A 14,368-nucleotide genomic window follows, 5' to 3' on the forward strand; every position below is an offset into this window, starting at 1 on the left:
AAGACCCCAAGCCGTTCATCTGGACCAAGACAGCCGAAGAAATCCTCGACTCCCTCGCCCGCCTCTGCCGACGGATCTCTGGCGCAGGACACTAGATCTCCCCGTCCAGTCCGGGGCAGATCTGGCAGGCCAGCTGCGTGGCCCTGATGACGAGGACCCCGGTGCTGTCCGCCCGCCTGGTGGCGGAGCACATCAAGGACGTCCCGGCATGAGCAGCCCACCACCGCCGTTTAGGCCCGAGGACTTCGAAGAACGGTGCTAGACCTGCAACGCCCCGCCCGGGCAGCTCTGCCACGCCTGGTGCGACACGGGATACACCGCCGAAGACGCCCGCGCCGACGCCGAGCGCCACGCCACCCAGCGTGACGCCAAGCCCCCTGCGCCGTAGGCGCAACGCCCCGACTCCCCCGCCCCCCACTTCCTCCAAGGAGACCCCTCATGGAACTGTCCACCCCCGCCGACCTTGAGTCCCTCGCACGCGCGGTTGCCGAGCAGCTCGGCGCCGACCGCACCGAAAAGGACGGTGACACCGGCCGCGTGCGTGTCGTCTACGCCGACGGCCGCGCCCTGGAACTCACCCCCAACCGCCCCCGGACCCGGATCACCGTCACCGCGGTTCTGCCCGAGCAGGCCACCGCGCACGGCATCGAGGTCAAGGCGATCACGGTCACCGCCCTGCCCCGCCCGCGCCCCAGCGAGAGCCAGGCCAAGGCCACCGCGCGGCACACGGCCGATCACATCCGTCAGCGGCTGCTGCCCGCTCACACCGCCGCCCTAGCCGAACTGCGCGAGCGCACCGCCCCCCAGGTGGCCACGTTCCAGCGTGCCGAATCCGCCCTTGCCGGATTCCTCGACCGCCCCCGGGGCGGGGTGGCGATCTCCGAGCAGCCGGTACGCCGCCCGCTGGGGCTGACCGCCCGGTGTGCCGTCGCCTGGTGGCACACGCTCGACGGCCCCTCCCGAGCCGTGGCACCGTTCATGGCCGACGCCCTGCGCCGGGCCGGACTGGCGACAACGGAGCCGCACGGCAGCGGCTACGTGTTCTTCGCCGGGCCCCCGGCCGAGCCGTCCGGCACCCGGTTCCGGATCGCCCCTGCCGCCGGGGGCGAAGGGTGGGACTTGGTCGACGAGTTCACCGGCGCGTGCGTGCGGACGTACAACGACCGGGAGCGGGCCCAGTGGATCGCCGAGATCGCGAACGCTGAGGAGGACGTCGCCCGGCGCGCCCAAGTCGTGTCCATGGACCTACCGGGGCTGTCTGCAGACCTAATTGAGGACGAGCAATTCCGGACCCTGGCCGTGGAGTTGGCGACGGCGGGGCACGTGCCCTACGGCCTGAACGACGTCGACTATACGCAGACGCCGGGATTCCACATTTACCCCAGCGGGGAGCCGGGCATGGCCAAGGTGGCGCGGCTGCTGGAGCCCTGGGGAGCGACCAGGCCCGGCGCCCGCTTCGAGGCGCCCGAACGCGAAGTCGAGCGCTACGACAAGGACATGGATGCCTACGCGAGGCTCCTGGCCAGGCCCGGCCGGACGGTGGCCGTCATGCTGGACGGCATCCAGGTCGCGTACAACGACCCGCCGACCAGGCCCTGATCTGCTCGCTTCAGGGTGGGGCAGCGTCATGAAAATCGGTTGCCCCACCCGCCGCAATAGGTATTATGGAACTCGAAACAGGGCGGGGACAGCCCCCCGTGGACTGCACCGCAATCGCGGCCCGCCGGACCGAACGCGCCACGGAAAAGCTGCGCCTCCCCGCCACCACACCCGCACCGAGAGAGGACACCTACGTGACCGACGCTCCCAGCACCCCCGAGTGCCGCCAGCACGGCGCCATGACGCTGCACACCGGCGACCAGTCCCCCACGCAGCGCTTCACCGGCACCTGGTACACCTGCACCGAACCGACCTGCTGGAGCGCCGTCCTGCATCCGTCGGCCGAACTGGTCGCCGACCTCGAAGCGCAGGGGCGTCCGGCGAAGGCCCCCCTGACCCTCACCCACACCCCGCCTGAGGGAACCCTGTTGTCCGGCTCGGTGAAGGGCGACGGCGCGTACGAGCTGCTCCGGCCGTTCCGCTTCCGGGCCTCTCCCTCGATCGGGATCTACCTGCGCGGCTCCCGTGACCGCCGTGCCGACCTGTACCTGATCAGCCAGGCGGCCGACGCCCTGCGGGAGGCCGGCCACCAGGTGACGGTCGAGATCGACGAGACCCAGCGCCGGGCCTTCGCCGAGGCCGAGGAGGACCGCGCCGACCGGGCGGCCGGACGCGCCGAGTACTTCGGGGCGCGGGCCGAGCGCTACCAGACGTCGTCGGACGCGAAGTGGGAGCGCGGGCGCGAGATCACGCGCGGGTACGCGGGCGAGCCGGTGAAGGTCGACCACTACTCGGCCAACCGCCACATGCGCGACCTGGAGCGCGCGCACCGCCTATTCGGCCAGTCCGTCCAGGAGCAGGCGGAGGCCGACCGCTGCGCGGACCGCGCGGTCACGGCCGAGCACTACGAACAGCACAGACGGAACCCGGGGGTGACGCTGCGCCGCCTTGAGCGCCTGCAGGCCGACCGGCGCCGAGTCGAGCGCCAGCAGGCCCGGACGGTCCAGGACGCGGAAGCGGGCAAGCTCACCGTTGAGGCCCTGATCGCGGCCCTTATCCGGCTCGACGCCGACCATGCCGACCTGTGCGACGAGATCGGCGACTGGGAGCGGGTCATCGAGCAGGCCGAGGCCGAGGGCGTGAAGCTGTGGGGGCCGGCCGACTTCGAGCCGGGCGACTTCGTGCGCTCCGGCAGCCGCCTGCTGGAGGTCCTGCGGGTCAACAAGACGACGGTCACCGTGCCGGGCGGGCCCGAGGCCGGACCGATCGTGTCGAAGGCCAACCGCCGGTACTCCTGGAACGGGAAGCTCCCGTACGACAAGGTCACCGGTCGCGTGAGCGCCGACGAGATGCGGGCGGTGCTGGCCCAGGCGGAGGAGAAGGCGCAGCCAGGCGGAACCGATCCCACGAGCGCGCAGGACCAGCGCGACGCCTGAGCGCGCTCCGTGCGTGCGGCCCGCTGCCTGCCACTGCGCCCTCGACGGTGGGGCAGCGCTGAGAAATTCGGTTGCCCCAACCTTCATATTAGGTATTATGGAACATGACGGACCGCCCCCAGCCAAGCCAGCCCGAGGCGAAGGAGGCCCCCGTGTTCCCCGACCCCGAACCCGACGTACACGCCCACCTGGACGCCGACCCGCGCTGCATCTGCACGCTCCTGCGCTGCGGCGGCTCCGTCCTGTCCCCCGGCTGCCCCACGCACGGGATGACCTCGGGGCGCACCTTCACCTGGCACTTCGCCGACCAGTGCCCCCACCGCTGACGCGACCGCTCCGGGAGATCCCGCACACGAAAGGACCGCCGCCGTGCCCCAGGCAGACACCCCGCTGGACACCGCCGACCTGTCCACGCTCGCCGACCGCCAGCAGGCCCGATTCACCACCGGGCACGGCCCGGTGGCCGTGCGCAGGTACGCCCGCTCCTCGGACTTCGTACGGGCCGCCGTGCGCGCCCGCAACGGCCGGGACCGCGCCGCGCTGCTGACCCTTCGCTCCGATGCCTACCCGCTCGCCCCGGCCTGGCTGGCCGCCATCGCCGAGGCCGCGCCGGAGACGGCCGACCACCGGCACCCGTCCGCCGCCATGTCCTCGGTCCGGCTGCTCGCGAGGATGACGCCGGATCACCGCAACGGCATCCCCCGGCAGTCCGACGGGTCCGTCGGCTGGAGCATGCCCGGCGTGTCCGCGCGAGTCTGGCCGGACGGCCGGATCGAGTTGCGCAGCACCACCGGCGCGGAGCTGGCCGGCCAACTGGAGGGCTCCGACTGGGATCACTGGAAGGTGGCCGCCGTGGCGGACGCAGGCATGCGTCTGCTGTGCGCCCCCGAGGCCCGCCACCTGACCCGCACCGGCCAGCCCTCCGGGTGGCACCGGCCGTTCGACCGAAGCGATTCCGCCGGGCTGGGGCGCGAGCGCAAGGGCGGCCAGATGTACGACGGCTCCACCGTCGCGTCCTGCTCCTGCGGCTGGAGGGTGACGGCCGAATCGCAGCTGGGCGCTCGCGCGCTCGCCGAGCAGCACCGCCGCGAAGCCACCAGCGGCGAACCCTCGTAACCGCCGACACCCCGCCTACGCAGGGTGCCTACAGCGCCCCCGTCCCGAAGGAGAAAGAGGCTCAGTCATGCCCCGATCCGTATTGCCCCCGCCGCCCGCGCCGACCCCCGCGGCTGATGATGACCGCAGGTGCGTCGACTGCGGCCTGCCCTGCACCGAGCAGGTGACATCCCTCCCCCGCATCGAGGGCGGAACGCGCGCTGTGTACGCCTGCTCCGTACACGCGGCCCTGCGCCGCCGGAGACCCTGACCTGCACATTTACGGGTGGAGCAGCGCCGAGAAATTCAGTTGCCCCACTTCGCGAATACGGTATTATGGAACATGTCGAGAGGGTGGCTCTCTCCCGGCACCGCTGAACGTCCGTCAACCCAGCACAAGGAGGCCAGACATGGCCACAACCATCACGGCCGACCAGACGGCCGAATCCGTCCCGGTCGACACCGACGAGGAGAACCTGACCGCCGTCCTGCTCGACCCGGAAGCGATCGTGCGCGACGAGTTCAACGCCCGCGAGCACGACACCGAGCCCGACGCCGACCTGATCAACTCCGTCAAGGCCGTCGGTGTCCAGGACCCGGTCAGCGTCCGCCCCCGCCCGAACGGCACGTACGGCGCATTCAAGGGCTGGCGGCGCACCCAGGCCGCACAGATCGCCAACGCCACCGCCGAGGCGGAAGGCCACGCCAAGCGGCAGCTCAAGGCGTACGTCCGCGCCGACCTGGTCGGCCGGGACGCCTGGACGCACTGATCGAGAACCACCAGCGCCAGGGCATGTCCCCCAAGGACACCCTGAAGGCCGCCGAACTGTCGCTGATCGGGATGGACGAGGTCGAGCAGAAGAAGGCCGCGCGCGCCCTGGGCCTCAAGCGCGGCACCGGCAAGCGGCTCGGCCGGGCCCAGCAGCTCGACGACGCCACCCTGCGCCGGGCCTCCGCCGGGGGCATGGACCTCGAACAGATCGCCCAGCTCGCCGAGGTCGAGGACGTGCCCCGCGCCCAGGACCGCCTTCTCAAAGCGCTGGCCCGCGACGAGGCGGAGGAGGGCGGCGGGCGCGGCCACTGGGACCAGGAACTCGCGCTGCTCAAGGCCGAACAGGACGACCGCACCGCCCGCAAGGAGGCCGTCGCGGCCCTAGAGAAGGCGGACATCCCCCTGCTGCCCACACAACTGGCGTACGGGGAGAAGGACACCGCTCACCCGCTGTCGGAGCTGACCACGCCGCTGGGCAGGCCGTTGGAGGAAGACAACCACAAGGGATGCCCCGGCCACAGCGCCCGGCTCGACGACGAGAACCGGCCGGTCTGGTACTGCGCCGACCCGGCCGAGTACGGCCACAAGGTGCGCCCGAAGCCGAAGCCGACCAAGACGGCCGAGGACGAGGAGAAGGCCGCCGAGCGGGCCCGCACCACCGCGTGCAACCGGGCCTGGAAGGCCGCCGCCGGGCCCCGCAAGGAGTTCGTCACCCGGCTGGTGCGCGGCAGCAAGGCCCTGCCGGAGGATGCCTGGCGGTTCGCCCTCGGGGTGCTGCTGGACCTGCCCTCCTTCTACGGCAAATGGGCGCAGCGGCAGGAGGCCGAGGACGTGGCCAGCTTCCTGGGCGTGAAGCTGCCCGAGAGGAGGCCGTTCGAGCGGGTGCGGATGTCGGATCTGGTCACCCTGTCCAAGGCCCGCACGGCGCATGTGCTGTTCGCGCACGTCGCCGCCGCCTTCGAGCGCGACATGCGCGAGCCGAAGGGCTGGAACGACGCCCGCATGCAGGTCCGCTTCCTGTGGGAGGACCCCACCCCCCAGCAGGCCGCCTACCTGCTGCTCCTGGAGAAGCTCGGCCAGGACGACAAGGGCAGCTACCGGCTGTCCGAGGTCGAGGAGCAGGCCGTCGCCGCGCACCGGGGCGACGACGCCGACGGCGAACCCGCCGCCTGACCTTCCCGCCATGCCTCACACGCACGACGCGGCCGGGCACCGACGGTGCCCGGCCCCCGGATCACACTCGCTCAATCCCCCATGGAGTCCGCCATGCCCAACTCCGGCCCTGCCGAGCCCACGCCGCCGGAAGGCGGGGAAGACCAGGGAGACCAGCCGCTCACCCTCGACGTGCTGCGCCAGCTCGTCGGCAACGAATGGGCCAGTCTGCCGGGCGAAACCCTGGTCGTGCTCTCCCGTGACACCGAGGGCAACCTCTACTCGCCGTTCAGCACGTACGCGCACGGCCGCTACTCCCCCGCCTACGACCTGACCGGCGAGGTCTACCCACTGGAAAGCGAGCTCGCGGCAGACGCCGAGCTGCGCGAGCTGTTCCCGAAGATCCCGGCCAACGCCCGCGCCGCCCTGGTGCTCTACCCGCTCGGCTGACCGCCGTGCACCCGGCGGGCACCGCATCAGCCGGTGCCCGCCCCCGGCCCGCCTTCAGGCACCGGTTCCCGCCGGGCGTGACAGATGCCTGGCCCATCCCACGCAACAGGAGAGGGGACACTCCCATGCCCACCCTTGCCGAGGTCCGTGCCTTCATCCGCGAACTGCCCGACGTCGTGTCCGTGGCCGTCGTCCAGGAGGCAGCCACGGACAGGCTGCTCCAGCTGGACGCCGACCAGCGCCCGGTCATCACGCCCGGCCGCACCGCGCGGATCAACGCCACGATCCGTCCGGCCTGCCTGCGCCTGCTGACCGGCACCGTCCAGCAGCCCAACCGCACGGGCACCCGCTTCGACTTCCTGCTGGACGAGGCATCCACCGAGCGGCTGCGCCTGGACCCGACCAACGGCACCCGGTTCCGTATCGCCAAGGACGAGAAGCGCTACCGGCTCGCGAAGGTCCCGGTCTCCTGCATCGAGCTCACCGACACCGCGGCCGACTCCTAGACCGCCCCGGAGATTCGGGGGCAGCGCACGAGCGCTGCCCCCGGCCCCTCCATCCCGTCCTCACCCTGAACTCCCGGGAAGGGAGCGTGACTTCGATGAGCCGCGCGATCCCCGTGCGCTGCCTCGCCCGGCCGCTGGCCGGCGGACTGGTCGTGCCGTACGTATCGCTGCTTCACAACGGGCACGCCGTGTTCGGCAGCCTCGACGCCGACCGGGCCCAGCATGCCTTCCTTGAGCGCCTGTGCCAGATCTGCTCCCAACCCCTTGAAGAGCGGTTCTTTGTCATCGTCCGCCCTGCCGACCAGCAGCAGGGCTACTGCCCCGAACCCGCGCTCCACCCGGAGTGCCAGCCCTACACCGCGGCGAACTGCCCGATGCTCAACGGCACCGCCAGCCACTACCGCTCCCGGCCGGTACTCGTCTCCCATCCTGCGGCTCGTCCCTGCTCGGACCCGTCGTGCCCGTGCCCTGAGCTGACTCCGGACGAGGGGCACTCCGCCCGCAGCGGACGGCCCGCTGACCGGTACGAGGCATGGATGATCGCTGCCCGGCACTACGAGCTGGTGTTCCGCCAGGACGCGCCCGACGTCCCGGTCGGGATCAGCCTGGACGTGCCCATCCTGCGTAAGCGCGTCCTGCGTGAGGCCGTTCTGCCCGCCGACCACGCCGCCCTGCTCGACCTGCTGCGCGCCGCCCTGGGACTGGAGCAGCCCTAGCCCGTACGTCCCGGGCACAGCCCGGTAAGCCGCCCCCATCTGCGTGACCCCGAAGGAGAGTTGGATGCCCACCGCGTACCCCGTGACCCTGTCGCCCGTTCCCGTCGACCCGGAGACCGCCTGGCACGCCCAGCGCATCAGCGACACGGTCTTCGAGCGGCCGGAAGAGGGGTGGCCCTCCGCGACGACCCTGTTCGCGATCGACGCCTCCAGCCCGGCCGAGGCGGAATTGCGTGTCCTGGCGTGGATCAACCACAGCTACGAGGACGACCTCCGCCAGGCGACGGCCACCGCCGAGCACCAAGCCGGCCCCCATCAGTGGCACGTCAGCCTGCGCATTCTCGGCGAATTCTGAGCCCGAGGCAGGCGTGCCCTGCACCGCCCCGCACGCCCACTTACCAGAGAGAGGAACCACCGTGACCACCCCCGAGCCGAAGACCCCTGTCGACCGGAACACCCCCGTTGGCAAGGCCGTCATCGCGCTGCACAGGCAGCTGACCGAACTGGAGGAGCGCACGGACGAATGGCCCGGCGCGGACGTCGTGGACATCCTCAGCGACTGGCTGGAGCAGTTCGACTTCACCGCCCCGGCACCGGCCGTCGCGCACATTGCGCCGCGTCCGCCGGGACAGGTCTGGGTGCTGCGCCGCTGGGACCGGCACGAAGACGGCATCGACCTGTTCACCGACGAGGACTCCGCGCTGGCCGAGCTCGCCCGGCACGTGCGTGGAAGCTGGGAGAACCTTCTCGGCGACGACGACGTCCCCGACACTCCACCCACCGACGACCGCACGGCTGTGGACCTCTACTACGGGCCCGACCGCGACAACCGCCCGGACGAGGGCTACTCGCTGTACGCCGACACCATGAGCGGGCGAGGCCGCCCACGGATCGTGCCGCTCGCCTTCCAGTTCCCCGACGCTGCCGACTGCGAGCGTGCCAACCGCGCCGCAGTCTTCCACGCAGGAATCCACGGCGGTCTTCCCTGTCTGGAGGTCGACGGCGTCCTGGTCTTCGCCTATCTTGACGCCCAGGTCGGCGCTGTTCGGGTGTCTGTCCACCTCGACAGCGCTCCGGACCACCTCGTGAGGCCCGATGACACAGTGCCACTGCGGGTCAAGGTCGAGGACACGATCGTGCTCGATGACAGCACCGCGGAAGGCGCACCCAGGCCGCCACTGCTGGACGCGCTGCTGAGCGCGGCCGACGCCGTACGGATACAGCGGGAGCCCATCCTCGCTGCCGCTCTGGCCGCCGGCTTCCTGTGGCGCTGCTCGGCCTGCCAGTGGGACAACCCGGCTGCGGCAACCTGCTGCGAGGGGCCCGGGCCCTGCCGAACCCCCCAACCCGCCTCAGGAGTTGAGGCGGGGCCGCGTGAGCCGTAGGCCGAAGCCGGCCTCGATGGGGCGGGTGCCTCCACGGTGGGAAAAGGGGATGACACCCGCCCCCGGTATAGGTATTATGGAACTCGCTTGGGTGGCTCCCGGGCATCGCCAGACCGTTCGTCGCATCGAGGAGTACCTCCATGAGCGGAGAGACCACCGCTGTCATCCGCGGCCGCGTGTACGGGGCCGTGCAGCTGCGCCACACCGAACGCGGCACACCCGCCGCCCGGTTCACCGTGATGCAGGTCCCGCGCGAGTACGACCGCGCGCGCCGTCAGTGGCACGACGGCGAGCCGGTCCCGGTCATCTGCACCGTCACCGGGCCGCTCGCCCGGCACGTCGCCGAGTGCCTCACCGACACCGTCCACGTGATCGCCACCGGCAACCTCGCCCTGCGCGCGGGCCTGCTGCACCTCGACTCCGCCCAGGTCGGTGTGGACCTCGCCCACCACGTCGCCTACATCGACGACACCCTGCCCGCCGTCCTCGCCGGACGCGGCCCCGCACAGCCACCGCGTACGACCGCCACCCCCGAGGAGGCATACCGCGCCCAGCCCGGCCCGGCCGCGCCTCCCGCCGCCGCACCGGCCGACTGGTGGCGCTCGCCGAGCAGTTCGCGGGACACGGTCACCGCGCCCGGCCGCTGAACGCACCCACGATCCGCAACCCGCCCATCGCGGCCCCGGCATGCCCGCCGGCCGCCCCCTCCCCCTTCACGGAGGTACGCCGTGCCCAGTACCCGCCTGTCCGAGCGCGCCGCCCGCGCCGCGCTCGCCGTCCACTTCACCCCCGACCAGGTCGCCGCCCAACTCGCGCAGCACAGCGCCGAGGACGTCTGGCAGTACGGCGTCGACCACGACGCCAGCGGCCGTCTCGCCCAGTACCGGCCACGCGAGGAACTCGCCAACGCCCAGCTGACGTGCCGGTTCGTCATCCCCTCCGACGACGCATGGCCCGCCTCCCTGTCCGACCTGGGGACCGGCTGCCCGCTCGGACTGTGGGTGCGCGGACACAAGCAGCTGGACACGCTGACCGACCAGGCCGTGGCCGTGACCGGCAACCGGGCCGCCACCGCGCAGGCCCTCACCCGAGCGCACGACTTCGCCACCGCCGTCGCCGAGGCCGGACACACCGTCACCGCCACGCTCGCCTACGGCGTCGACTCCACAGCCCACCGGGCAGCCGCCCAGGCCGGACGGGCGACGCTCGCCGTCCTCCCACGCGGCCTGGACCGCGCCCACCCCCACAACCACGCCCAACTGCTGAACTCGATCACCGGCAGCGGCGGAGCGGTCGTCAGCCTCTTCCCGCCCGGCACCGAAACCAGCGGAGCCACCCTCCGGGCCAGCGCCGCTCTCCTGGCCGAACTCGTGCGCGCGGTGATCCTGATCGAGGCCCTGGACTGCGCCGAAACGGCGATACACACCGCCGAAGTCGCCGCCGACCTCCACCGGCCCGTCCTCGTCCCGCCGCCCACCGGCCACGTGCGCGCCGACGGCAACGTCCGTCTGCTCGCCGAGCAGCGCGCCGTCCTGGTCCCAGGCCCCGCGCACGCCCTCGCCCTCCTGAACTGACCTGCCCAACCGCCCTCCCGTGCCCGGCCGTCCGGCCGGGCACGGTCCCCGGAAGGAGTGACGGATCCATGCCCCGCACCGCGTACACCCCGTCCCTGCCCGGCCTGAGCACCACCGACGGCCTGGACACCGTCATCAACTGGGGACTCGGCGCCGACTCCACCGCCTACCTCGCGGAGATGCTCACCGACCCCGCCGCCCACGGCATCGACCTGGAACGCACCGCAGTCCTGTACATGGCCACCGGCAGCGAGTGGCCCGAAACCCGGCTCCTGGTAGAGGAGTTCATGCTGCCGTTGCTGCGCGAGCACGGCGTCCGGTTCGTCCAGCTGTCGAGGTCCGGGCACCTGAAGGCCGACGGAACACGGTCCTGGACGACTCGCGCCAGCCCGAGACGCTCTTCGCCCGCGGGCCGTGGACGCTGTGGGACGAGTTGGAGTCCGTCGGGACGGTCCCGCAGCAGGCCGGCACCCGCAAGTGCAGCCTGCGCGCGAAGGGCGACGTCGGCGACCGGTGGATTGCCCCTGCCATGGGCGGCCGCCCGTTCCGCCAGATCATGGGCTTCAACGCCGACGAGGAAGGCCGCCGCTTCACCGACATCATCGCCTCGAAGATCCCCGGACGGACCGGAACGTATCCCCTCATCGACTGGGGGCTGGGGCCGGCAGCAGTGCGAGGACTACCTCTGGAAGCGGTTCGGCGTGCACTGGCCCAAGTCGTACTGCACGTTCTGCTGCTTCCCTGTCTCCATGGGCGCGCTGCCCGCCCACCTGGAACGGATGCGCACCCACCCGGACATCGCCGGTGAGGTGCTGCGCCTGGAGTACACGGCGATGAGCCTCAACCCCAAGGCGAAGCTGTACGGCAAGCGCACTCTCCTGGAGTTCTTCGACCCCGCCCGCCCGCGGGATCGCGCCTGCCTGGACGCGTTCGAGCGTGAGCTCGACATGCCGTGGGCCCTCTACCACGTGCGCCGCCTGTTCCTGCTGTCCGCCTCCGGCGAGCGGCGCCCCGTCATGCGCTCCACCGAGCGCGTCGACCTCGGCAGCGCACGCCAGTTGAGCCGGCGGCTGATCTCGGTGTCCGAGCGGCACGGAATCGAGGTCGACCACGACCCGGTGTACGGGCGCGCCCGGTCCTGGGTGCGCCCGCGTCGCGAGACGTGGCCGATGGCGGAAGAGCTGTTCACCACGGCCCCCGCCCGTGTGATCAACAAGCAGGACAAGAGCTTCGAGCTGTCATGGGACGCCCTGGTCTCCGGTTCCGCCGCCCAGCTCCCGCTCGACTGAACCACTCCACCCCTCGCCTTCCGAAAGGACCCGTCGTGCGCGCTCTGCTGGCCATACCCCCTGACCCGTCGCCCCGTCCCCGCCGTGCTGTACCTGGCCACGCCGTCCGGCGCTGACGTACGGGCCGCCATGCAGGCCGGACTGCTCGGCTGCATGACAACCCCGGCCCAGGGCAACGTGATCCCGCCCGGCTGCCTGTACGCCTGCGACAACGGCAAGTTCGGCAAGGGCTGGCCCGGCGAGCAGGCCTGGTTCGCGTGGCTGAAGTCGACCGTCGGCCGCTACGGCCCGGGCCGCTGTCTGTGGGCCGTCGCCCCCGACGTCCCCCTGGACGCCGCGGCGACCCTGGCCGAGTCACTGCCCTGGCTCCAGCCGATCCGCTCCCTGGGCATCCCGGTCGCGTTCGCCGCCCAAGACGGCAGCGAGCACGGCCTCATCCCCTGGGACTCGACCGACGTGCTGTTCCTTGCGGGCTCCACCAGGTGGAAGACCTCAACGGCGGCCCACCGCCTCGCACTTGAGGCCGGCGAACGCGGCCTGGCCGTCCACATGGGCCGCGTCAACTCCCGCCGGCGACTGCGCATCGCGCAGGCCTTCGGCTGCACCACCGCCGACGGCACCTATCTCGCTTTCGGCCCCGACACCAACCTCCCCCGCCTTCTGGCCTGGATGCACCAACTCCACGCCAACCCGACCCTGTTCGGAGACGACACATGACGACCTGGCTGCGCTACGTAGGCGCATCGATCATGGGCATCCTCAAGCCCATCCCCTCCCCCGTGCCCTCCCTGATGAGCGAGGAGGAGGGCTCCTGGGTCCGTGCGCACGCCTGGACCCAGGCCTTACGCAAGATCGACGACGCGTACCCTCACGGCTTCCACCGGTGGTGCTCGTGCGAGGCCGGCACCTGCCACTCCTGCCGGACCGGCCACCACGACCAGTGCATCAGCCGCAACGGCCCGCGCGTCGACGAGCACGCCGGCACCATCACCGACCGCGGCGGCTTCGTCGTCGCCGTGATCAGGCATAGGCCCGGCCAGCAGCCATGCCGTTGGATCTGCCCCTGCACGCACCCCCGCGACGCAGAAGCAGACGAGGCCGGAACGGTCGACGCCCCTGCCGTCCGCGCGCAGCCGACCGCCCGCCAGCCAACGATGCGTCCCGCGAAGTCCGTGCCGTCCCCGGGCGGGCAGCTCTCCTTCTTCACCGGCGCCGGTGTGCCGGAGGACTCCGCGGATGGCGGGACATCATGACCGTCCCACGCCAGGAGTCGCTCCCCTTCGAGGACCTGCCGGAGATCCCGCCCGCGTCGGTCTGGTGCCAGCGGTGGCGCCAGGGAACGCACTCCTGGTCGCACGTCCGCGACGGCGGCTTCGACGCCCGCACCTACCGCGTGGATGTCATCGCCGAGAAGCAGCCAGCTGAAGCGTTCGTGCTCGCGCACCACTACTCCCGCTCGTACCCGGCGGTGAAGGTGCAGTTCGGTCTCTACGACGTCTCCGGTCGGCACCGGCGGCTGTGCGGGGTGGCCGTGTTCGGGGCGCCGGTCAGCACGGCCGTCCTCACCAACCCGCTGCCGCACTTGGAGCCCTACACGCAGTCGCTGGAGTGCTCCCGGTTCGTCCTGCTCGAAGAATGCCCCGGAAATTCCGAATCGTGGTTCCTCGCCCGGTGCTTCGCCGCCCTGCTCGACGACGGAGTCCGCGGTGTCGTCTCGTTCGCCGACCCCGTCCCACGCCGCACCGCCTCCGGCATGCTGGTGATGCCCGGGCACGTCGGGACGATCTACGCCGCGACGAACGCCGTGTACGCCGGCCGGGCAACCGCCCGCACCGTGAAACTCCTGCCGGACGGGACCGTCTTCCACGCCCGCACTGCGCAGAAGATCCGCCGCCGCGAGCAGGGACACGAGTACGCCACCGCCCAGCTCATCGCACTCGGCGCGCCGCGGCCGCGGCCCGGCAGTGACCCAGCCCTCTGGTTGCGCGAGGCCCTGGCCGCGGTCGGGGCCCGCAACATCCGCCACCGCGGCGCGCACCGCTTCGTGTTCCGCCTCGGCCGCACCGCCGTGAGCGCGAGGAGATCGAACTCGGCCTCCCCGCCCAACAGCCCTATCCCAAGCAGCCCGACCCCGAGCCGCCGGCCACCTGATCGCCGGCGGCACCGACCACCCACCGCCCGAGTTCCCCACCGGCCTTGTTCCTCACTGGAGTTGACATGCCTTCACGTCCCACCGACCGCCCGCCCGGCACACCCGATCTGACCTCGTACGAACTGCTCGCGCCCCAACTGTCCGGAGGGAAGGACAGCGCGGTCATGATGGCCGTGTTCATGGATGCCGCCCTCAGCGCCGGCGTGGCCGACCGCGTGATCTCCTACCACTCCAGCCTGGGG

General features: G+C 71.7%; 17 protein-coding genes. All 17 read left to right on the plus strand.

The window, feature by feature from the left end:
* Window positions 1–438: 438 nt before the first annotated feature.
* Window positions 439–1,599, plus strand: coding sequence for a hypothetical protein (locus tag ABZT12_RS32705; RefSeq protein WP_356391304.1), 1,161 nt, complete (start codon window positions 439–441; stop codon window positions 1,597–1,599).
* A 98-nt stretch (window positions 1,600–1,697) separates the two neighbouring features.
* The gene (locus ABZT12_RS32710; protein WP_356391306.1) at window positions 1,698–3,035 is read left to right on the plus strand and encodes a DUF3560 domain-containing protein; all 1,338 of its coding nucleotides are present in this window, start codon (window positions 1,698–1,700) and stop codon (window positions 3,033–3,035) included.
* Between the two features lie 104 nt (window positions 3,036–3,139).
* Window positions 3,140–3,361 carry a hypothetical protein gene (locus ABZT12_RS32715; RefSeq protein ID WP_356391307.1) on the plus strand — a complete coding sequence of 74 codons (222 nt, stop codon included), beginning with the start codon at window positions 3,140–3,142 and terminating at the stop codon, window positions 3,359–3,361.
* Between the two features lie 43 nt (window positions 3,362–3,404).
* The gene (locus tag ABZT12_RS32720; RefSeq protein WP_356391309.1) at window positions 3,405–4,151 is read left to right on the plus strand and encodes a hypothetical protein; all 747 of its coding nucleotides are present in this window, start codon (window positions 3,405–3,407) and stop codon (window positions 4,149–4,151) included.
* Window positions 4,152–4,540: 389 nt separating this feature from the next.
* Complete coding sequence (locus ABZT12_RS32725; RefSeq protein ID WP_356391311.1) at window positions 4,541–4,900, plus strand: ParB/RepB/Spo0J family partition protein; 360 nt, start codon at window positions 4,541–4,543, stop codon at window positions 4,898–4,900.
* Window positions 4,901–4,923: 23 nt separating this feature from the next.
* Window positions 4,924–6,075, plus strand: coding sequence for a hypothetical protein (locus tag ABZT12_RS32730; protein WP_356391313.1), 1,152 nt, complete (start codon window positions 4,924–4,926; stop codon window positions 6,073–6,075).
* 93 nt (window positions 6,076–6,168) lie between these two features.
* On the plus strand, window positions 6,169–6,504 hold the full coding sequence (locus ABZT12_RS32735; RefSeq protein WP_356391316.1) for a hypothetical protein: 336 nt from the start codon (window positions 6,169–6,171) through the stop codon (window positions 6,502–6,504).
* 125 nt (window positions 6,505–6,629) lie between these two features.
* Window positions 6,630–7,010 carry a hypothetical protein gene (locus ABZT12_RS32740; RefSeq protein ID WP_356391318.1) on the plus strand — a complete coding sequence of 127 codons (381 nt, stop codon included), beginning with the start codon at window positions 6,630–6,632 and terminating at the stop codon, window positions 7,008–7,010.
* Between the two features lie 95 nt (window positions 7,011–7,105).
* Window positions 7,106–7,726 (plus strand): cell envelope biogenesis protein OmpA, encoded by a 621-nt coding sequence (locus ABZT12_RS32745; protein ID WP_356391320.1) that lies wholly within the window; start codon window positions 7,106–7,108, stop codon window positions 7,724–7,726.
* A 64-nt stretch (window positions 7,727–7,790) separates the two neighbouring features.
* On the plus strand, window positions 7,791–8,081 hold the full coding sequence (locus ABZT12_RS32750; RefSeq protein ID WP_356391322.1) for a hypothetical protein: 291 nt from the start codon (window positions 7,791–7,793) through the stop codon (window positions 8,079–8,081).
* 61 nt (window positions 8,082–8,142) lie between these two features.
* Window positions 8,143–9,111: a hypothetical protein gene (locus ABZT12_RS32755; RefSeq protein WP_356391324.1), complete on the plus strand. Its 969-nt coding sequence runs from the start codon at window positions 8,143–8,145 to the stop codon at window positions 9,109–9,111.
* A gap of 140 nt (window positions 9,112–9,251) precedes the next feature.
* Window positions 9,252–9,758 carry a single-stranded DNA-binding protein gene (locus ABZT12_RS32760; protein ID WP_356391326.1) on the plus strand — a complete coding sequence of 169 codons (507 nt, stop codon included), beginning with the start codon at window positions 9,252–9,254 and terminating at the stop codon, window positions 9,756–9,758.
* An 81-nt stretch (window positions 9,759–9,839) separates the two neighbouring features.
* Window positions 9,840–10,685, plus strand: coding sequence for a DNA-processing protein DprA (locus tag ABZT12_RS32765; protein WP_356391328.1), 846 nt, complete (start codon window positions 9,840–9,842; stop codon window positions 10,683–10,685).
* Between the two features lie 701 nt (window positions 10,686–11,386).
* Window positions 11,387–11,974: a hypothetical protein gene (locus ABZT12_RS32770; RefSeq protein ID WP_356391330.1), complete on the plus strand. Its 588-nt coding sequence runs from the start codon at window positions 11,387–11,389 to the stop codon at window positions 11,972–11,974.
* Between the two features lie 84 nt (window positions 11,975–12,058).
* Window positions 12,059–12,691 (plus strand): hypothetical protein, encoded by a 633-nt coding sequence (locus ABZT12_RS32775; RefSeq protein WP_356391332.1) that lies wholly within the window; start codon window positions 12,059–12,061, stop codon window positions 12,689–12,691.
* Entirely contained in the window at window positions 12,688–13,227 is a 540-nt protein-coding gene (locus ABZT12_RS32780; RefSeq protein WP_356391334.1) for a DUF6248 family natural product biosynthesis protein, read from the plus strand. Before ABZT12_RS32775 ends, ABZT12_RS32780 begins: the two co-directional genes overlap by 4 nt.
* Window positions 13,224–14,237, plus strand: a complete 1,014-nt coding sequence (locus tag ABZT12_RS32785; RefSeq protein WP_356391336.1) for a hypothetical protein — start codon at window positions 13,224–13,226, stop codon at window positions 14,235–14,237. Before ABZT12_RS32780 ends, ABZT12_RS32785 begins: the two co-directional genes overlap by 4 nt.
* The last annotated feature ends 131 nt before the right edge of the window (window positions 14,238–14,368 follow it).

Source organism: Streptomyces sp. NPDC005423, from assembly GCF_040606415.1.
Lineage (GTDB): Bacteria > Actinomycetota > Actinomycetes > Streptomycetales > Streptomycetaceae > Streptomyces.